Genomic DNA, 19168 nt, shown 5'->3' with positions numbered 1-19168 from the left:
TCAATGAGACTCCCGCGTCACGACATGGCCGCTGCTGCCGACCAGAAAGTCCAGATCGGCGCCATCTTCAGCCTGCATGACGTGATCGATGTAGAGACGGTAGTAACCCCGCTTGTGGGGTGACTCGGGCGCTTGCCAAGCCTGTTTGCGCCGGGTGAGTTCTTCGGCGGAGACATCCAGGTGGAGTCGGCGGGATTCGACGTCCATCTCAATCCAGTCGCCGTTCTCGACCAGTGCCAACGGGCCGCCCTCGTTGGACTCGGGGGAAATGTGCAGGACCACGGTGCCAAATGCCGTGCCGCTCATGCGGGCATCCGACAGGCGCACCATATCGGTGACGCCTTTCTCCAGCAGTTTGGGCGGCAGCGGCATGTTGCCCACTTCCGGCATGCCGGGGTAACCCTTGGGGCCGCAGCCTTTCAGAACCAGAACGGAGTTTTCATCCACCTCCAGTGCGGGATCATCAATACGCGCCTTAAACTCCTCGATGGTCTCGAAGACTGCCGCCCGGCCCCGGTGCTTGAGTAGCGATTCGCTGGCGGCGGAGGGCTTGATAATGGCGCCGTTGGGGCACAGGTTGCCTTTGAGTACGGCTATACCCGCGGCGGGACGAACCGGGTTATCCAGCGGGCGGATAACATCATCGTTGAAGCACTCTGCCTGATCCAGCGCTTCGCCAATCTGACCGCCGGAAATGCTGGGAGCGTTCAGGTGTAGTTGGTCAGATAGACGCTTGAGGACTACCGGCAGGCCGCCGTTGTAATGGAAGTCTTCCATCAGGTATTGGCCTGAGGGCATCAGGTTGACCAGTAGCGGAACGTCGCGGCCGAGGCGGTCGAAATCTTCCAGATCGAGATCCACGCCAAGACGGCCGGCAATAGCCAGCAGGTGCACGATAGCGTTGGTGGAACCCCCAATAGCAGCGTTGACTTTGATGGCGTTCTCGAAGGCTTCGCGGGTGAGAATTTTAGAAATCGTCAGATCTTCATGAACCATCTTCACCATGCGCATGCCGGTCAGGTGGGCGAGCACCTTGCGACGGGCATCCACGGCCGGAATGGTCGCGTTGAGCGGTAAGGCCATGCCCATGGCTTCCATAAGAGATGCCATGGTAGAGGCTGTACCCATCGTCATGCAGGTGCCAGGACTACGGGACATGCAGCCTTCGGCATCAAGGAATTCCGGCAGGCTCATGGAACCGGCGCGAACCTGCTCGCTGAACTTCCAGACATCCGTACCGGAACCGATATCACGCCCCCGGTATTTGCCGCTGAGCATCGGACCGGATGAGATAACGGCGGTGGGCAAATCCACACTCGCGGCTCCCATTACCTGGCCCGGCGTCGTCTTGTCGCAACCACCCAGCAGGATAACGCCGTCCAGCGGGTTAGCGCGGATGGACTCTTCCACATCCATGCTCAGCAGATTGCGGAACAGCATGGCGGTCGGTCGCATCTGGGTTTCGCCGAGTGACATGGCGGGGAACTCCAGAGGCACGCCACCCGCTTCCCAGACGCCTTTTTTGACGGACTCGGCAATGTCGCGCAAATGCGCGTTACAGGGCGTGATCTCCGACCAGGTATTGCAGATGCCGATAATAGGGCGGCCATCGAAGGCATGGTCCGGGAGGCCCTGGCTTTTCATCCAGCTGCGGTGAATGAAACCGTCGCGATCGTGCTTGCCATACCATTGCTGGCTGCGAAGCGTGGGGCGTTTGTCATTGCTCACGAATCATCTCCAACGAAATAACTGAGACAGGATCATGCCGTGCATAAACTCGGCATATTATTGTTCCGTATAATGGAACTATTGTTCCGAATATTAATAAGTCTCGACCTCTACAACATGTTCTGTCAAGCAAGTCGGTTTTTATTACGGCGCTTTAAGGTTTGCCAGTCGATGCTTGACCCCGCAATTGTTTGTGGTCCATATTCCGGAACATGAGTTCAAAAATATGGAACAATTAAGGACTTTGAATGAACAAGGTGGGGCAGTAATGGCGTCGATTGATAAAGCGATGCAGGTGTTGGAAGCGGTCTGCGAGCACGATGGGCCGGTTCGACTGACAGATCTGGTGTCGCAGTTGGGGTTGCCGAAATCGACCGCCCACCGGTTGCTGGGGTCTCTGTTGGAACAGGGGCTGGTGCGTTACGACACTGATGGACAGCGCTATTCTCCCGGCTACCGCCTGCTCAGCCTGGCCCAGCGGACCTGGGACAGTCTCGATATTCCACGGGCAGCACGCAAACACATGCCGAAACTGCTGGAAGAGGCGGGCGAGACCATTCACCTCGCTGTCGTCGACGGTCATGAAATCATCTATGTCGACAAGCTTGAAAGCCCCAAAACGATTCGCCTCTACTCGGCTGTCGGCAAGCGGGGGCCTATTTACTGCACGGGTGTCGGCAAGGCCATTCTGGCATTTCTTGATCAGGCCCAGCAGGAAGACATTATCAGGCATACCGCGTTCGTACCCCACACCGCCCACACCATTCCAGATGCCCGTGCCCTTCGTCAGGCGATTGCCGAGATCCGTGTGCGGGGCTGTGCATTGGACATGGAAGAGCACGAAGAAGGTATTCGTTGCGTGGCAGCGCCTATTTTCAATTTTCGCGGGCAGGTGGTTGCCGGCATCAGCGTGACGTCGGTGGCGTCGCGTATGACGACCACCCGTCTGCAGGACCTGCAGCCGATCGTGTTGGAAACGGCACGCCATATTTCCCGCGAGTTGGGATTTGTGGAGCCTGAATCAAAGCAGCGCAAGGTTCCGGAAAGAACCTGAGGAGAGATGAGGCAGGATGAATTTCAAACCCGTCATGGCCGATCGATTCATCCTCGGAGAAGCGCCCCACTGGGATGCTGACGAGCAGGAAATGCTCTGGGTCGATATTGCTGGCCGCGCCGCTTACGCGTATCACACCGAGTCGACTCGACTTCGGCAATGGCATTTCGATGAGCCAGTCAGTGCGATTGTTCCCCGCGCTGGCAATCACTATCTGGTGGCAACCGGGCGCGGTGCCTACGGACTGAATGCTGATACTGGCGCGATCAGCCCGATTGCAGAACCTGCTGGTGAACCGCCTGGCAATCGCACGAATGAGGCCCGGGTTGATCCCCAGGGTCGATTCTGGATGGCCAGCATGGAAAACAACATTGGACCTGACGGCGGTGATATTCCGGTCGCTGAAAGCACTGGCATGCTCTGGTGTATCGACACCGATCATAGCATCCGTCGCGTCGAATCCGGGATTGGCATCAGCAACAGTCTGGTCTGGAGCCCGGATCAAACACGCATGTACTTCGCCGACACCCTGCAGCGCGTGATCTGGGTCTATGACTGGGACGCCACGAGCGGCGAGGCGAGCAACAGGCGCGTTTTTGCGGCAACCGAAGGTTGCGGTAACCCCGATGGCTCAGCGATGGACGAAGAAGGCTGTCTGTGGAATGCCCGCTGGGGTGCAGGCTGCATTATCCGTTACCGGCCGGATGGCAGTATTGACCGCATTGTCGATGTGCCTGCCCGTTGCCCCAGTAGTTGCGTGTTCGGAGGGCCTGACCGGAAAACACTTTACGTGACCACCGCTTTTTTCGGCATGCCGGAGTCGGAACGGGGTGAGTATGACGGTGCGCTGCTGGCTGCGGCAACCGATATCAGGGGGCAGGAATGCACGCCATATGGCGGTTAGCTCTGCGGACATGGCGCCTTGCGTGCATCCGGATGTCCGACCATCTGGTGTTCCGCTGACGTTCTGTCGCCGTCCATAACATTTTCCGTTCGCCGGGCTGGCGAGCCGATGTGTACAACCAACAATAATCACGCAAGGACAAAGGATTCGAAATGCATGCTATCACGCTAATATCGTTCCTCTTCTTCACTGGTCTGGTGGCATTTATCACCTGGCGAGTGACCCGCAATGATGACCACCGCAGTACCGGCGGTTACTTCCTCGCCAGCCGGAGCCTGACCTTTCCATTGATCGCCGGCTCGCTGTTGATGACCAACCTGTCCACAGAGCAGATGGTCGGGCTCAACGGTGCCGCGTTCACCGATGGCCTGAGCGTCATGGCTTGGGAAATCGTGGCGGTGATTGCACTGGTCATGCTGGCGCTGTTCTTCCTGCCGCGCTTTTTGCGAAGTGGTATTGCAACCGTGCCGCAGTTGCTGAAAATCCGCTTCGATGACACGACGCAGTTGATCTGTAACATCATCTTTTTGATGGCGTACGCAGTCATTCTGCTGCCGATTATTCTGTACTCGGGTGCGGTGGGTTTGCAGGGCATGCTGGACCTGCCGGGCCTGACCGGTATTCAGTCGGATACCGCGCTGCTGTGGGGAACCGTCTGGATCGTAGGCATTATCGGCTCAGTCTACGCCCTGTTCGGTGGTTTACGGACGGTTGCAGTCTCGGACACGCTGAACGGCGTCGGCCTGCTGGTTGGTGGCTTCGTGATTGTCTACTTCGGCCTGCAAGCGGTCAGTGATGGGGGCGGCGTTATGGCCGGATGGGATGCCCTCAAACAGGCCAATCCTGACAAGCTCAACTCAATTGGCGGCAGTGACCAGCAAGTGCCCTTCGCCACACTGTTTACCGGCGTCTTGTTGATCAACGTTTTCTACTGGACCACCAACCAGCAAATCATCCAGCGTACCTTTGCGGCCAAGAACCTGGCAGAAGGCCAGAAGGGTGTTCTGCTGACGGGCCTGTTCAAGTTGCTGGGGCCTTTGTACTTGGTACTGCCCGGCATCATCGCCTTCAATCTATATGCTGACGATGGTATCCGTGCCGACGAAGCCTACGGTCACTTGGTCTTTAATGTACTGCCACCGTACCTCACCGGTTTCTTCGCTGCGGTCATGGTGGGCGCGATTCTGTCGTCGTTCAACTCGGCGCTTAACAGTACAACGACGCTGTTCAGCCTGGGGCTATACAAGGACGTGATCAACAAGGACGCCACTGAAGAGCAGGTGGTCCGGGTCGGTAAAATATTTGGTTGGGTCATGGCCGCAGCCGCGATGACCATTGCACCTATGCTGGCGGGTCAGGAAAGCCTGTTTGGCTATCTGCAGAAGATGAATGCGATGTACTTCATCCCGATTCTCGCCGTGGTGTTGGTTGGCCTGCTGACCAAGCGCGTGCCGTCGAGTGCAGCCAAAATTTCGCTGATCGGTGGTTGTGCGATCATCGGGCTGGTTTACTTTGTACCGCCATTCACCGGCCTGCTGGACGTCATCCACGACTTCCACTTTGTCTCACTTGTGTTCGTGCTGCTGGTGGCCTTTATGTTGATCCTCGGCAAAATCAGCCCACGGGCAACCGCCTGGGTGCATGAAGACAGCGGCAAGGTTGATCTCACGCCGTGGAGGTATGCAGTTCCATCCGGTGCAGTGCTGGTGGTGCTGGTAATCGCGATTTACGCCGCCTTCGCGGGGTGAGTGTTCACAACGAGGACTGAAGAACTCTCGTGATTGAAAACGCGGGCTGCCGGGGAATAAGACCCTGTCAGCCCGTTTTTTGTTTCAGGGACGCAACTTGAGTTTCTCCATAGCAATGCCGGTAGCGCGCCCGCCCGACAAAAATTGACGGTTCTTTGAAAGCGCCGTAGCCTGCCTTGATAAGCCGTAACCGGCACTTTTGCCGCCCCGGTCGTTCACAAGGTATTTGTACAGTGACCTGTGCTTCAGCTGTTATTTCCGGATATGTAAGGGCATGCACGTTGGTGCTGCTGGGTATGGCGCCAGTCGTCAGTCAGGCGGCACCTCAGTGCCAGCCGCAAACCGAATACGAAAAACTCTACTGCCAGATCAAAGCCAAAGACGCGAACGTGGCGTTGCCGTCGTTTGAAGATTTTCGGCGTAATGACCCGCAGGTGCAGGCGCTCTTGCTCAAGCGTCCAGCGGCGCGCTGGGGACTTGCAGTGCCTTCGCCGAAAGTGGCTCCAGAGCCTGAAACCTCCGCTGCGCCAAAGGCATCTGCACAGGTGACCCCGCCCGCCACTGAACCACCTTCGAGAAAAAGTCCTGCGTTCGGCAATACGGGGTTGGGGGAATGCACTCTGCAAGGGGACAGCATTCGCTGTCCCGGCCGCCAGTTTGAACTTGTATCCAATCAACCTAACCGGGCGTTGCCCAATGGCGTGCTATCGGAAGAGAACAAGCTGGGGTTGCCGTCATTTACCGGCGACCTGAAGGATGAAGTGTCCGTCCGCCGGTATCTGTCGACTGCCTACGATCGCTATATCGTCAAAATGCTGGAGATCGGTCTGGGTGGCGCCACTATGAGCTTTACCCGGTTTTATAACGGATTCTGGCGTCATCAGTCGCAGGGCGTGGACTATGCGCAGCGGATGGAATCAACCTACCACTACCTCAAACAGGACAAGAAAACCCTGGCGGTGAAGGCGCGATTGCACAGCAAGCTGCCGGCGAATCTCGACAATTGCAGCGCCGTTAACGGTGACATTCTGGTCTGTGATGATGTGGCAACGAGCTGGGTGTTTGTGCGGGCAAGGTAAGGGTGAATATCGAACAGGAAGGCGGACGGCCTGATACCGGGTATGACGGACACGTTGGCCGTGGGTCGGTCAGGAAATCTGCAACAACCGCAGCAGCTGGCTGTGATGTTTCTCGGGCACCAGGTCGGCCAGGGTGTATTCGTCCAGTGTTGCAAGGAAGCTCTGCAATGCCTTGGCAAGAATGCCTTTCAAGCCGCAAACCGGCGTAATACGGCACTCGTTGGCTGATCCCATGCATTCGACCAGATCCATATCCTGCTCCGTTTCGCGGACCAACACACCAATATTGATCTCTTCTGGTGGCAGCCGCAGTCTCAAGCCACCGTTTTTGCCCCGGACACTTTCGATATAGCCTTTGAGATTGAGCTGGTGCACAACTTTCATCAGGTGGTTCTTCGAAATGTCATAGCTGTCGGCAATTTGCTGGATGGTCGTCAGCTCCTCACCGTGGCTTGCGAGGTAGATCAGTACCCGCAACGAATAGTCGGTGTATCGGGTGATACGCATTAATAGCCAACTCCTGATTCAGGGCTCTCGCGGACAAAAACCACCAGCTGGTTATCCGCCGTTGGGTGGCCATCATATCGCAATCAGCGATCTCTTAGTGAACAGGCCTGCCCAATGCTTTCAGGCAGACCAGTCGGGCAATGTAGGAGAGCTTCACCATAATGGCGAAAAACAGGATGCCGAGATGGGCGCCGATTTGCTGGGGCATGGTGAACTGATCCGCAAAGGGGTAGGAAATCAGAGTAGCCGCGATCAGAGCCAGAATAGCTATAAGGAGAGTTGTGTTGGATGCGCCGAGCATTTTTTCCATGATGCACCTCTTAAACATTTATTTAATTTACATGTTTATAGTATGCCGGGTATTCAAGCTGTTCAAGTCACCGTGTGTAAATTTTTAATTCTCTTTGAGGGCCCGTGGTGTGTTGCATCTTACGGAATTCTGGTGCCAGACAGACTGACCATCGGGTAAGGGTCAGCCTGTCTGTAAAAGCACTGCTTCCATAGTGTCGAAGGCTTGTTATCCGACTTTTAGATCTTCAAGCGGCCCGAAAAACTCATACCGGATTTGCCGCTCGGGTATCCGGAGATCACTCGCGATCGACCAGACCAGCTGCATAAACGGCTTGGGGCCCAGAAAGTAGAGATCCACGTCGCTGTCATCCGGCAGGAGCTGACCGACTGTTTCGGCGTCGATAAAGCCCTCGCCGTGCGCGCGGTCGTCGTTTAGTGGATGGCTGTAGATGTAGTGGGGTTCAACATTCTTGTGCTGATCCGCAATAGTATCGACGTGATCGCGGAAAGCGTGAACACGGCTGTTCAGCGCACAGTGGATAAAGTGAACCTTGCGGCCGGTATCGGCGATGGTTTCCAGCATGCTCACGGCGGGTGTGATGCCAACGCCTGCTGTCAGCAGCACCAGCGGACGAGTGCTTTCGGTCAACGTGAACTCGCCGGATGGTGGCAACAGATCCACTTCAGTACCCACTTCAACCTGATCATGCAAAAAGTTTGATGCCACCCCGTTGGCTTCACGTTTTACGCTGATGCGATAGTGGTTGTTGCCTGAAGCACTGGACAGCGAATAGGTGCGGCGCAGGGGCTGATTGTCCACTTCCAGCAGTATCGTGATGTACTGGCCCGCCTCGAATGCCATGATGGCTTCACCGTCTACAGGTTCCAGATAGAAAGATGTAATCACATCGCTCTCGGGTGTCTTACGTGTGACCCGGAAGCGCCGAGGCCCCCGCCATCCACCTGGCCGGGATTCATGCTCGGCGTAAATGGATTCTTCTGCCTGCGTCAGAATCCCCGCGAGGTGCCCATAGGCCTCCGCCCAGGCATTCATGACGGCATCTGTTGCGGCCTCACCGAGAATTTCCCGAATCGCCTTGAGCAGGCATTCACCCACGATGGGGTAGTGTTCCGGACGAATATCCAGCGCCACGTGTTTCTGAATAATACGCGGGAGGGCTTCGCTCAACGCTTCCAGCCGGTCGATGTTTTCGGCATAGGCCAGCACGCTGTTGGCCAGGGCACGTGGCTGGGTGCTCTGGGCCTGATGCGCCTGGTTAAAGTAGGCTTTCACCTCCGGATAGTCCCGGAACATGATCTGGTAAAAATGCGTGGTGATGGCTTCGCCGTGTGCCCTGAGGGCAGGCACTGTTGCTTTGACTGTGGCAATGGTGTCGTTTGTGAGCATGAGTCTCTCCGGTTGCTTAAACATATATATATAATAAATGTTTAAGCGTGCACTTCAATCTCTTCCAGCCGGGTGAGTCAATTTGTCCATATGTGTTGCGGGGTGGAGAAGAGCGAAGGTGTCAGTCAATGCCCGGGCGGTACTCAACGCCGATGCTGAAAAAGAGATCAGAATCAATCGGCGTATCGGCCTGTTCGAAATCGGAATCTTCCCAACGAAAGCCCCGTAATCCGCCGACGCCCAGTTTGAGGTGACCCCAGAGGTTTCCTGTCACACGTTGGTTAAGCGATGCGCCAAAATCCCAGCCATCAAGGTCAATCGCTACATCGCCGTCACCCTCATCAACAGTCCAGGATGCGCCGGAAAGCGAAGCGCCAACGCTGATAAAGAAGTCTCTGGTGGGGGCCCAGGTGATATCCGGCCAGGGCATGATGGCACTCACCGACCACTCGGGCGTCATTGCCCAAGAGGCGCCGATATACGGCAAGTAAAGGTCGCCATCGGCCGCATGATCGGCAAAGAAACCGAAGGCCCACCAGAGCTGCTCGTTCTGTACATAGCGTGAAAAAATGCCGCCCATGGTTTGCCAGTTGTCAGTATTGGATTTGATGGTGCTGTGGTGCAGCATCGGCATCACGAAGGCGGCGATCTGCCAGTCGGGATTTACCTGTCGTAACCAGCCGATGGGCAGGCCAAGAGAGGTAACAGAGAAATCATCGACATTGCCGGTGTCCACCAGAAAACGGGAATAGTTGACGTACTCGCCCAGGATCAACACATCGCGGTCGCTCAACACCAGCGGTAAACCGGCTGCCTGTGAAGTGTTGAATAACCGGTAATTCAGCCTGTCGCCCGCACGGGTATCTGTTTCGGTGTCGCCGTAGGCGCGTGTGTCCAGATAGACCATGGGTATAAAGGGTTTGTTTGAGGCGGTGTTCCCAAGCTTGATGTCACTGTTTTTGAAGCGATCAATCAGCTTGTCGACATAGCCGCTATTTTCCTCAGCTGCGGAGAGGGCTGATGTGCTGAAAAGACTGCCTGCAACCAAGGTCGCCAGCATCCGCCGTCGGGCATTGTTGTGACTGCGTGTTGAAAACCAGGGCATAGCCGGCACCGGGCGAAATGGTTTGAGCTGAACGTTTTTGGCGCGCTCAGGCCTGAGTCCATTTTAGGCGCTCTCCTGAAGGTTTGCCTTGTTCGCGGAGGGGCTTTCGTGAGGCAAACGGAGTGGGGGATTCTGCGAGTGCTGGCGTTTGCCGGGACCCTGGCTAACGGCGCGGCGGGATGCCGCGCCAATAAAGGCTGCGCAAGTGCGGGTGCGCAGCCGATGTCGTCAGTTGTTCAGGGTCTCATATACCACCCGGGACAGGTTGTACTGTGATCCCCAGTTGCCGTTGAAGCGAACCCAACGTACTTGCTTGCCGTTACTCCACCACTTCTTCTCGGTGCGGGTGGATAGGTCTACGGTAATGCCGTTGCGGGTAAAGTTGTTTTTCACCGTAGTGAACTCGCTGCCGGTTGAAGTATTGATCGTTCCACCATGATTGGTTTTTTCGCCCATGATCACCGGAAAGTAGTTGTACCAGATTCCCGATGGCGACTTGCTCACGGTTTTGAGTACGCCGTTGTTGGCTACGTTGCGGTTGCAGGTGTCATAAGCTCCGATCGATGACGCACCGCATGCACTGTGCAGTGGCACCACGCTGTCATCCATGCCGGGCAGGAAGGGTTTGGTGGCGCCTCCGTACTGCCAGCCGGTGCCGACGAAACGCAGGCGCGGCACACTGCTGCTGGAGGTCGCGATATTGCGGGCTCTGCTCGGCTGAAGATCGGTCAGCACGCCGAGTTTGCCTCGCTCCGGGGTGAACCCGAGAAACGTCCGGATGGCGGACCGCTGCGCGCTGTTCACCCAGCCCTGCCCCTCAGAGACGCCAACAGCCACGTCGGCAATCTCGGTGCCGCCGCCTGCTCCGGCGAAATCGAGCACCGCCAGAACCTTGATTTTATTGCTCAGCCCCCAGGCGCCAAGATTCCGCAGTGCGTAGCGCGTAACCAGATCGCCCGTGGAATGGGTGACAAACACGCAGCCGTTGCTGCATGTGCCGGCATTAGCTAATCCGTTGAGCTGGTTGCGAATATCATCCTTGATGCCGCCGGTAATCCGATCGGCTGACGACCAATACAACACCGCTTCGGCACGGGATGATTTGTTCCAGTAGGCAGACCAGTAACTGTTGGCCAGATTCTGCAGTTGGCTATTGCCGGGTTTGTTCTCGATATCACTGGCCCTGAAGCCGTGTATGAGCACTACATTTTTACCCGCTAACTGGGCCTGGCTAACACTGGCCAGAGCCATTAAGGCTACAGTGACCAGAACTTTCTTTATTGTTGTCATATTCGTCCCTTGTCTTGTTTTTGGAGTGGATTATCAGGCGCATCCTGCGCGTTACAGCTCCTGTCACCGGGCACATCAGCCATTTCAGTCGCGACAGCCACTAAAGTCGTCCCAGTGTTTTTAGAAATTCCAGTCGCTCTTGCTGGAGCGGGTCTTCGTAGGGCACTTGCTGGTAAAGGCCGAAGTCAAAACCTTCGACGTGAAAGCCTGGTTTGGCAGCGCGGCCGTAGAGGTCGTAGTTTTCGCCCTGCTCGGACGTTCTGACGATGGCCACGTCCCGGAGCTCGTAGGGTCCTTCGTCTCCGCTCAGCTGCAAGGCGGCAATGTGGGCCCTGAAGTCCATCGCATCATGTGGTCCTGCGAGAGGGCCTTCTGCTTCGAGATGCACCAGCGCGTTACCGGTTTCTGCACTGTAAAGATTGCCGCTGAGGAAATAGTACCCATCCCTTTCGACATCAAATTCGAGGGGGATCGTCAGATACTCGCCGTTCACATCGCTGTAATTCACTGCGACCAGTTCGGCGACCGATTGCTGATAACGCAGGGGGGCGGACATGAAAAGGGATTCGCCATTGACCGTGACTCGCGCCTGAACCTGGAGTTCGATCGGCCAGTCACCGGTGCTTGCCGTGTGGGTGTCAAAAGCCGTTAGCCACTGCTTCTGGTAGTCCGACGTCACGTGGGACATCAGCTCCTGTCCCTGATCGCCCACCAGTCGCACTTCCATTGCCGATGCCGATAGCCCCTTGTCGGATATCACCGAAACCGCCACCGGTATGACTTCGTTGCTGAAATAAACGTAGCGATCCAGGTCGATGCTCAGTTTGACGCTGTCGCCGTTCTCCAATTCAAATGGCAAGCCGGTATGGGAGGGCGTGTGATTGGGCTGGAACTGTCGCAGCTGTTCAGCCGATCTTATTGGCTGGGAGAAAGGTGGATACGCCATATTGGCGTCATACATATCCGCCACCTGGAGGATTTGCGAGTTAAGCGCAGCATCGGCGTAGGGATTGGGTTCGCTTTCGTCCGGATCGGTATTCTGCGCAGGCGCGGGAGCTGCAGGTGGAAATGCGGCAGTTCCCGCTGTTGTTTCGGTCGTGGTATGCCGGCGATCTGACCGATCCGGATCAGAGCCACTGGCGACTGCCCATAGCAGAACCGACAAACCGACGATCAGACCAGCGCCGAGGGCGAGGTATCGAAAAGAGTGCTTCATTGCGTGCCGCCGCATTTATTGTTTTTGTTGCTCTGGCCTGTCTCGATGGTGTCGCCGAAAGCTGGGCTTCATAGACACGGAGTTGGACAGGCCATGATCTGCTGACGCTAGAAAATGCAGCCACGGCATACAATGTCAAAAAAGGTAAATGTTGGGTAAGATATTGTTTTTAATTATTTTATCGAGATGCGCTGTTGATGCATTTGAAAGGCTGGGAAATGGCTGGTGTTGAATAGTGGCGGACCGCTGTCAGGGCGTTTCACGGCCTTGCAGCTTAATTGTCATGACGTGAGCCACGCCATAGAACGACGGGTGTGAGCCTGTCATAGTCGCTGTTCGGTCAGCACGAGCCAACAACAACGATAAGTGCCGCTGGTTACAGTATGCAGATCCTGAAACGCTTATTTTCGAACAGTCTGTTCCTGTTGCTTATCCTGCTGATGCCTGGCAGCCCGGCGGTGTATGGCGCGGAAACGGCCTCTATTGATTTGCGCGACAAACAATGGGGCGCAGGCCAGGTCTTCTCTCTGGATGGCACCTGGCGCTTCACCCGGGGAGCCTTTCTGGCGCCGGCCAATCCTGCAGCTGACCCGGCGGCTTCTGACAGCCCTTTTCCCATACCTGGCTTCTGGAACGACGCTCCGCTGAGTCAGCAAACGAATGGCTTTGGCACGCTTCATACGCAGGTTCGGGTACCTGCTGGAAAACCGCTTTATATGGCGCTGTCAGATGTCCCGGCAGCGTACCGGCTGTTCATTAATGGCGAACTCTCTGCCACTGTTGGTACGCCTGCAGCATCCCCTGATCTTGAGTCCCCTCACTTCCTCCCGCAGCTGATTTCAATCCCCGCCACTGATGGCGTCATCGAAGTGGTGATTCATGTTTCAAACTTCCATTACAAGCAGGGAGGTGTGCGGCGCAGTATTCTGATTACAGATGAAAGTGGCTATTACTGGCTCAAAGACTGGCCCATGCTGTTCGATATTTTCTTCAGTGGAGTGCTGATCACCATCGGGTTATCACTTCTTGCGCAGAGGCTGATTGATCGCGATGCCCGCGCGGCGACTTTCCTTGGTCTGTTCTGTCTGGTGATCGGAACCCGAGCCTTGCTGGTTGGCGAGCGTATTCTGTATCAGGTGGATGGGTTGCCATGGAGCGTCTTACAGAAAGCTGAGCATATCTTTCTGTACTTCGGCATGGCCAGTTTTGTGTATTACCTTTATGAGCTGTTGGAAGGCCAGATCAGTAAACGGCTGCCTCAGCTTGTGGGTGCGTACTGTGTCGTGTTGTCGCTACTGACCCTGATATTCCCGGTGAAAACCGGAACCCTGACAGTGATCCCCTTCAAGGTAGGCGCATTGGCGATTTCGGTGTTTGTGGCCGCCCGGTATGTCCCCCGACTGCGACAGTTTGGACCAGGCGTTCAATGGTTTCGTCTCAGTGTTGTTGTTCTGGTCAGTGCGCTGGTGATTGATCTGCTGATGAACCAGTTGCAGATTCACAACCGGCCTGTCGTGCATTGGGGGCTGATACTGTTCGTCGTGCTTCAGGTGACCTATTTGTGGCAGCTGAGGGCCAACCGACTCAAACAGCTAGGGCCACTGACAGATCATTCATCCGGTGTTGCGCTGAGCGGTTTGTTACCACGGTCTACTCCACTTTTTGAGGGGCTCTACCGGGAACTGGGTGACAGTCGCAAACGCATCCGCGATCTGGAAAGCCGTCTGCGTGGCGAACATGGCCAGCTCGCAGGCCAGCAGACGTTAACTTACCCCTCATCCTCGGCTGCCGTGCATCGACACGAAGCGCACGACGACCGCCGCGATAGTCGCGCACTGTTGACCGAACTCTTGCGGTTCACGCTCAATCTTTGGGAGCGCCACACCGGCAAGAGTAAGGTGCAGTTGGCCGAACAGAGTGGTTGCTGGCGGGTCTATATGGATGGCAGTACACCGAAAACCCGTACCCTGGACAAATACCTGAACCCGAAGACCCTACCCAAAAATCCCCGATGGCGGCTGGTCGTTCGCACCTCTCACTACGTCATCGCCCACTGCGATCTCTCAAAGGACGAGCGCACCCGGCTGGATCGCATGATTCAGGGTGTCGAGCACGCCCTGTCCTGAAGGCCCCGGTTAGCGTGTGAAGCACGTCACATATTGCGTTCGCAATTTGTCGAACTGAGGTTCTTTATCTGCCCTCCGGCAAACCACGATTCCACAAAAAAGCCCACGCTAGGTGGGCTTTTTTGTGGAATATGGCGCGCCCGAGAGGATTCGAACCTCTGACCTCTGCCTCCGGAGGGCAGCGCTCTATCCAGCTGAGCTACGGGCGCATTCGAGCTTGACGGTGGTACGTCAATTTCGAGTGCGCAATCTTACGTGTGAGGGCGGTTTCTGTCTAGTCTTCTGGATTAAGAGGGTGAGATAGGTAGTGGCAAACCGTTACACAAAAACTGAACAGGAAGGGTTGCAATCATGCTTGCGAATGACAATAATTATCATCATCGTTTAATCAGTCAGGTGCGAGGCGTTTATGTACGTTTGCCTTTGTCAGGGAGTTACCGATACCCAGATTCGCCAAGCGGCGGAAGAGGGTTGTCGCTCCATGCGTCAGCTGGGAAAGGAAATGGGCGTTGGCCGTCAATGCGGACGCTGTGCCTCCACTGCACGTGAAATTCTGCGTGAGTGCCAGTCAAACGACTACCTGAACATGGCCGGATTGCTCGCCCACCCTGCCTGACCAATCCCTCCGTTTTACCTGCCTTCCGGCACCAGGCTGAATGCGCCTCTGGTGCCACTGGGAATCATTTTCCGTTGCGATTTTTTATTGCTGGCTTTAGGTCTATCCTTGTTGTTCATATGGAACGGACAAGGTGCGTCAGTAATGAAAGGTGATAAGAAGGTCATCCAGTTTTTGAACAAGGTACTCGCCAACGAGTTGACGGCGATTAACCAGTACTTTTTGCATTCTCGCATGTACAAGGATTGGGGCATCACTCACCTTGCGGCGAAAGAGTACGAAGAATCCATTGACGAGATGAAGCACGCCGATCAGCTAATTGAGCGGATTCTGTTTCTCGAGGGGCTGCCGAACCTTCAGGATCTCAACAAGCTGATGATTGGCGAGAACGTCAAGGAAATGATCGAGTGCGATCTCAAGCTTGAGCATATTGCTCACAAGGACCTGAAAGAGGCGGTTGTGTACTGCGAAGAGGTGAAAGATTTCACCAGTCGTGCACTATTCCGCAGCATTCTGGACAGTGAGGAAGATCATATTGACTGGCTTGAGACTCAGTTGGATATGATCGAGCGCATGGGCGAGCAGAACTACGTTCAGCTTCAGAGCACAGCGGCCAGCTAAAATTGTCGGCTCTGGCGGTGGCGGCGTGCTTTCAAGGGCGTCGCCCGCTGTCGTTCTTTTGTTGAGAAATTTGTGTTTCGTTTTGACTCCTCCGTTTGATTCTCGCCTGTTTTTCCTCGGTTTTTCCAGATTTTCCCAAACGCTAATTTTCGGTAACCAGCTTTTAACCTGTTAATGCGATAACGTCTGCGCCTGATGTTGAAAATCCCTGGTATTGAAGATCGGTATTGAAGATCGGTATTGAAGATCAGAGTACGGCGCTCGTTCGTCCTATCATCAGGTATCATGCGCAAGCTGGCACACATTGTGTTTGTTTTGTTTATCAGATCGTCCGTTACAGGCAGGCTGTTGCAAGCAGCAGTGCCTGATAGAGCGTGATGCGGGCAGCGTGGTCATGGATAGCACGATTGTTGGTGCTAAAAGACAGTGCTCATGGATTGGAAACCTCGCAGAGGTCGGATGCCCGAAAACAGGGCATTCCAGGCGAATACTCATTGAGGATAAGGAGCGGGTGATGATTCCAGTAATTCTTTCAGGCGGCACGGGCTCCCGGCTCTGGCCGTTGTCGCGTCAGGCATATCCCAAGCAGTTTCTTCCGCTGGTTGGCAGCCAGAGCATGTTTCAGGACACGCTCACGCGCTTGCCCGAGGGTATGGGCGCACCGTTGATTGTTGCCAACGATGAACACCGGTTCATCGTGAAGGAGCAGCTAGAGGCCATTAATCTCAAGTCTCGCTCGATTCTGCTCGAACCCTTTGGCCGCAACACCGCGCCTGCGGTGGCACTGGCGGCGATGGAAATCGCTCGGGAGAACCCTGAAGAGATCATGCTGGTGTTGCCAGCCGATCATGCAATTGATCAGCCCGCGCTTTTTCACCGGGTGCTGGCCGCAGGGCAGGTGACCGCGAAGAAAGGTGCGCTGGTACTGTTCGGTGTGACACCGGATCGCCCCGAAACGGGATATGGCTATATCGCCAGTGGCGAACAGGCGGACGCCGCGACGGGCGCACTCAAGGTCAGCCGGTTTATTGAAAAGCCTGACGCCCGAACCGCGACCGCGCTTCTGCAGGAAGGGGGCTATTTCTGGAATAGCGGGATGTTCATGTTTCGTGCTGATGCTTATCTGGAAGAGCTGAAAAAGCACAGTCCTGATATTTACGATACCTGTGCCTTGGCCGCCAGTAACTACACGCGGGATCTAGGGTTCACCCGCATCCCTGCTGAAATATTCGAGCATTGTCCGGATGATTCCATTGACTACGCAGTGATGGAGCACACGAATCGCGCCGTTCTGGTGCCACTTGATTCCGGTTGGAATGATGTGGGCTCCTGGTCAGCCTTGTGGGACATTAATGAGAAGGACGACAGTGACAACGTCATCATCGGTGATGCCTGCCTCGAAGACTCCCGCGGCTGCCTTGTTCACTCAAAGGACAAACTGGTGACCATGCTGGGTGTTGAGAACCTGGTTGTTGTCGATACCAAAGATGCCGTGATGGTCGCGCACCGCGACCGGGTACAGGACGTCAAAAAACTGGTGAATCAGCTTAATGGTTCCCAGCGCACCGAGGCGATTTGCCACCGCGAGGTCTATCGTCCCTGGGGCAGTTACGACAGTATTGATATGGGCAGTCGCTTCCAGGTGAAGCGGATTACCGTCAAACCGGGCGAGAAACTTTCGCTGCAGAAACATCACCATCGTGCCGAGCACTGGATCGTGGTCTCGGGCACGGCTGAAGTCACCCGTGGTGACGACACCTTTTTGCTGGCGGAGAATGAGTCGACCTATATTCCGATCGGCACTGTTCATCGGCTGGCGAACCCGGGAAAGATTCCGCTCGAGCTGATCGAGGTACAATCCGGCACTTATCTGGGTGAGGACGACATCGAGCGACTGCAGGACAACTACGGACGTACAGAGACGGAATCAGAGCCTGCCCGCGAGCAGGATGAGATTCCGGTGGCGTCAGTAAAAGCCTGATAAACCTATTGCAAGGACGACCGGCAGTGGGCTGACCGGTCGGATGACAAGGAGAATTGAATGAGTTATTCATGTTTTAAAGCGTATGATATTCGCGGCCGGATTCCTGATCAGCTGAATCCGGAGCTTGCCGAACGTATCGGTCGCGCTTATGTGGCCGTCACCGGTGCCAAAAAAGTGATCACCGGTTATGACATCCGGTTGTCGAGCCCGGAAATGGCCGATGCGCTGAATCGCGGGCTGCAGGCCGCCGGTGCCGATGTTTACGACATCGGGCTTTGCGGTACCGAGCTGGTTTATTTCGCTACCAGCCATTTCAAGATGGATGGCGGCATTATGGTGACCGCGAGCCATAACCCGAAAGACTACAACGGCATGAAGCTGGTACGGCAGGAGTCGCGTCCGATCAGTAATGATACCGGGCTGCGGGATATCCACGACCGGTTGGATGAGCCGTTTGAAGATGCGCCAAAAGCGGGTACCTATCACACCCTGAAGGCAGAAGACGCCTATCTTGATCACCTGATGGGATACATCAACAGCGCAGATCTCAAGCCGCTGACGATTGTCACCAATGCCGGCAACGGTGGTGCGGGTCTGATCATGGACAAGCTGGAATCGCGGCTGCCATTCAAGTACGTCAAACTGCAGAATGACCCGGATGGCGAGTTCCCGAACGGCGTGCCCAATCCGATCCTGGAAGAAAACCGGGCGGTAACGGCCGAAGCGGTCATTGCTAACAACGCTGATATGGGCATTGCCTGGGATGGCGACTATGACCGTTGCTTCTTTTTTGATGAAACAGGCCGCTTTATCGAAGGCTACTATGTAGTGGGTTTGCTGGCTGATCAGTTCCTGCGCAAGGCTGGTGGCGGTGCGGTCATCCACGACCCCCGTCTGGTCTGGAATACGCTGGATCTGGTAGAAGCTGCTGGCGGCCGAGCGGTCGAGAGCAAAACCGGCCACGCCTTTATCAAAGAGCGTATGCGTGAAGAGGACGCGCTCTATGGCGGTGAAATGAGCGCTCACCATTACTTCAAGGATTTCTCCTACTGTGACAGCGGTATGATTCCGTGGCTGCTGGTGGCAGAGCGTCTTTGTCAGTCCGGTCAGAGCCTGTCATCGCTGATTGATGCACGGATTGATGCCTACCCGGCCAGTGGTGAGATCAATCGCACTATCGATAATCCGCCGGCGGTCATCAAGGCAATCGAAGAGAAGTATGTGCCCGATGCCGAGTCGGTGAGCCACGTTGATGGTCTGAGTGTCGCGTTTGCAGAATGGCGCTTCAACCTGCGGATGTCGAACACCGAACCCGTGGTGCGCCTGAACGTGGAGTCACGGGGTGACAAGGCCTTGATGGAGGCCAAGACAGCGCAGTTGCTCAAGGAAATGGACCAGCTCAACAAGGCTAACGTTGCCTGAAACTGAGTGTCGTTCAGTATTAAAAAGCCCCGCATTTGCGGGGCTTTTTTGTTTGCCGCGGGGCTGACG

The 19168-nt window shown here is 55.6% G+C and carries 16 protein-coding genes and 1 tRNA gene; 9 read left to right on the top strand and 8 right to left on the bottom strand.

The window, feature by feature from the left end; translation table 11 throughout:
• The gene (locus ACUN9X_RS00800; RefSeq protein WP_445471895.1) at positions 1–1728 is read right to left on the bottom strand and encodes an IlvD/Edd family dehydratase; all 1728 of its coding nucleotides are present in this window, start codon (positions 1726–1728) and stop codon (positions 1–3) included.
• A gap of 268 nt (positions 1729–1996) precedes the next feature.
• Between ACUN9X_RS00800 and ACUN9X_RS00795 the strand changes: the two genes are divergently transcribed.
• From ACUN9X_RS00795 to ACUN9X_RS00780, 4 genes are all read left to right on the top strand, one after another.
• Positions 1997–2782 (top strand): IclR family transcriptional regulator, encoded by a 786-nt coding sequence (locus ACUN9X_RS00795; RefSeq protein WP_445471894.1) that lies wholly within the window; start codon positions 1997–1999, stop codon positions 2780–2782.
• A 16-nt stretch (positions 2783–2798) separates the two neighbouring features.
• Positions 2799–3686 carry an SMP-30/gluconolactonase/LRE family protein gene (locus ACUN9X_RS00790; protein ID WP_445471893.1) on the top strand — a complete coding sequence of 296 codons (888 nt, stop codon included), beginning with the start codon at positions 2799–2801 and terminating at the stop codon, positions 3684–3686.
• A 152-nt stretch (positions 3687–3838) separates the two neighbouring features.
• The gene (locus ACUN9X_RS00785) at positions 3839–5434 is read left to right on the top strand and encodes a solute:sodium symporter family transporter (protein WP_445471892.1); all 1596 of its coding nucleotides are present in this window, start codon (positions 3839–3841) and stop codon (positions 5432–5434) included.
• 233 nt (positions 5435–5667) lie between these two features.
• Positions 5668–6513 carry a hypothetical protein gene (locus ACUN9X_RS00780; RefSeq protein ID WP_445471891.1) on the top strand — a complete coding sequence of 282 codons (846 nt, stop codon included), beginning with the start codon at positions 5668–5670 and terminating at the stop codon, positions 6511–6513.
• 69 nt (positions 6514–6582) lie between these two features.
• Here ACUN9X_RS00780 and ACUN9X_RS00775 read toward each other — a convergent pair whose 3' ends face one another.
• The 6 genes from ACUN9X_RS00775 to ACUN9X_RS00750 all read right to left on the bottom strand — a co-directional run bounded on the left by ACUN9X_RS00775 (position 6583) and on the right by ACUN9X_RS00750 (position 12330).
• Positions 6583–7020, bottom strand: a complete 438-nt coding sequence (locus ACUN9X_RS00775; protein WP_445471890.1) for an Rrf2 family transcriptional regulator — start codon at positions 7018–7020, stop codon at positions 6583–6585.
• A 94-nt stretch (positions 7021–7114) separates the two neighbouring features.
• On the bottom strand, positions 7115–7330 hold the full coding sequence (locus ACUN9X_RS00770) for a hypothetical protein (protein WP_445471889.1): 216 nt from the start codon (positions 7328–7330) through the stop codon (positions 7115–7117).
• Positions 7331–7537: 207 nt separating this feature from the next.
• Positions 7538–8719, bottom strand: coding sequence for an NO-inducible flavohemoprotein (hmpA, locus tag ACUN9X_RS00765; protein WP_445471888.1), 1182 nt, complete (start codon positions 8717–8719; stop codon positions 7538–7540).
• Positions 8720–8840: 121 nt separating this feature from the next.
• On the bottom strand, positions 8841–9824 hold the full coding sequence (locus tag ACUN9X_RS00760; RefSeq protein ID WP_445471887.1) for a hypothetical protein: 984 nt from the start codon (positions 9822–9824) through the stop codon (positions 8841–8843).
• A gap of 228 nt (positions 9825–10052) precedes the next feature.
• Positions 10053–11114, bottom strand: a complete 1062-nt coding sequence (locus ACUN9X_RS00755; protein WP_445471886.1) for a hypothetical protein — start codon at positions 11112–11114, stop codon at positions 10053–10055.
• A 100-nt stretch (positions 11115–11214) separates the two neighbouring features.
• A complete protein-coding gene (locus tag ACUN9X_RS00750) occupies positions 11215–12330 on the bottom strand; it encodes a hypothetical protein (protein WP_445471885.1) in 1116 nt (371 codons plus the stop codon).
• Between the two features lie 383 nt (positions 12331–12713).
• On the opposite strand from ACUN9X_RS00750, the gene ACUN9X_RS00745 reads away from it, so the two are divergent.
• Positions 12714–14456: a 7TM diverse intracellular signaling domain-containing protein gene (locus ACUN9X_RS00745; protein ID WP_445471884.1), complete on the top strand. Its 1743-nt coding sequence runs from the start codon at positions 12714–12716 to the stop codon at positions 14454–14456.
• 132 nt (positions 14457–14588) lie between these two features.
• Here the strand turns inward: ACUN9X_RS00745 and ACUN9X_RS00740 are convergent.
• Positions 14589–14665: transfer RNA gene (locus ACUN9X_RS00740), tRNA-Arg, on the bottom strand.
• 200 nt (positions 14666–14865) lie between these two features.
• On the opposite strand from ACUN9X_RS00740, the gene ACUN9X_RS00735 reads away from it, so the two are divergent.
• The 4 genes from ACUN9X_RS00735 (at position 14866) to ACUN9X_RS00720 (ending at position 19099) form a co-directional block, all read left to right on the top strand.
• On the top strand, positions 14866–15072 hold the full coding sequence (locus ACUN9X_RS00735) for a bacterioferritin-associated ferredoxin (RefSeq protein ID WP_260036845.1): 207 nt from the start codon (positions 14866–14868) through the stop codon (positions 15070–15072).
• Between the two features lie 144 nt (positions 15073–15216).
• A complete protein-coding gene (gene bfr, locus ACUN9X_RS00730; protein ID WP_445471883.1) occupies positions 15217–15693 on the top strand; it encodes a bacterioferritin in 477 nt (158 codons plus the stop codon).
• A 514-nt stretch (positions 15694–16207) separates the two neighbouring features.
• On the top strand, positions 16208–17674 hold the full coding sequence (locus ACUN9X_RS00725; RefSeq protein WP_445471882.1) for a mannose-1-phosphate guanylyltransferase/mannose-6-phosphate isomerase: 1467 nt from the start codon (positions 16208–16210) through the stop codon (positions 17672–17674).
• Positions 17675–17734: 60 nt separating this feature from the next.
• A complete protein-coding gene (locus ACUN9X_RS00720) occupies positions 17735–19099 on the top strand; it encodes a phosphomannomutase (protein WP_445471881.1) in 1365 nt (454 codons plus the stop codon).
• Positions 19100–19168 lie beyond the last annotated feature (69 nt).

It is taken from the genome of Marinobacter sp. V032 (assembly GCF_052645435.1).
This window is presented reverse-complemented; position numbering and strand designations above follow the sequence as displayed.

Coding starts and splice junctions, on each gene's coding strand:
- ACUN9X_RS00795 (WP_445471894.1), top strand. CDS start 1,997: ATGGCGTCGATTGATAAAGCGATGCAGGTGTTGGAAGCGGTCTGCGAG.
- ACUN9X_RS00790 (WP_445471893.1), top strand. CDS start 2,799: ATGAATTTCAAACCCGTCATGGCCGATCGATTCATCCTCGGAGAAGCG.
- ACUN9X_RS00785 (WP_445471892.1), top strand. CDS start 3,839: ATGCATGCTATCACGCTAATATCGTTCCTCTTCTTCACTGGTCTGGTG.
- ACUN9X_RS00775 (WP_445471890.1), bottom strand. CDS start 7,020: ATGCGTATCACCCGATACACCGACTATTCGTTGCGGGTACTGATCTAC.
- ACUN9X_RS00770 (WP_445471889.1), bottom strand. CDS start 7,330: ATGGAAAAAATGCTCGGCGCATCCAACACAACTCTCCTTATAGCTATT.
- hmpA (WP_445471888.1), bottom strand. CDS start 8,719: ATGCTCACAAACGACACCATTGCCACAGTCAAAGCAACAGTGCCTGCC.
- ACUN9X_RS00760 (WP_445471887.1), bottom strand. CDS start 9,824: ATGCCCTGGTTTTCAACACGCAGTCACAACAATGCCCGACGGCGGATG.
- ACUN9X_RS00755 (WP_445471886.1), bottom strand. CDS start 11,114: ATGACAACAATAAAGAAAGTTCTGGTCACTGTAGCCTTAATGGCTCTG.
- ACUN9X_RS00750 (WP_445471885.1), bottom strand. CDS start 12,330: ATGAAGCACTCTTTTCGATACCTCGCCCTCGGCGCTGGTCTGATCGTC.
- ACUN9X_RS00745 (WP_445471884.1), top strand. CDS start 12,714: ATGCAGATCCTGAAACGCTTATTTTCGAACAGTCTGTTCCTGTTGCTT.
- ACUN9X_RS00735 (WP_260036845.1), top strand. CDS start 14,866: ATGTACGTTTGCCTTTGTCAGGGAGTTACCGATACCCAGATTCGCCAA.
- bfr (WP_445471883.1), top strand. CDS start 15,217: ATGAAAGGTGATAAGAAGGTCATCCAGTTTTTGAACAAGGTACTCGCC.
- ACUN9X_RS00725 (WP_445471882.1), top strand. CDS start 16,208: ATGATTCCAGTAATTCTTTCAGGCGGCACGGGCTCCCGGCTCTGGCCG.
- ACUN9X_RS00720 (WP_445471881.1), top strand. CDS start 17,735: ATGAGTTATTCATGTTTTAAAGCGTATGATATTCGCGGCCGGATTCCT.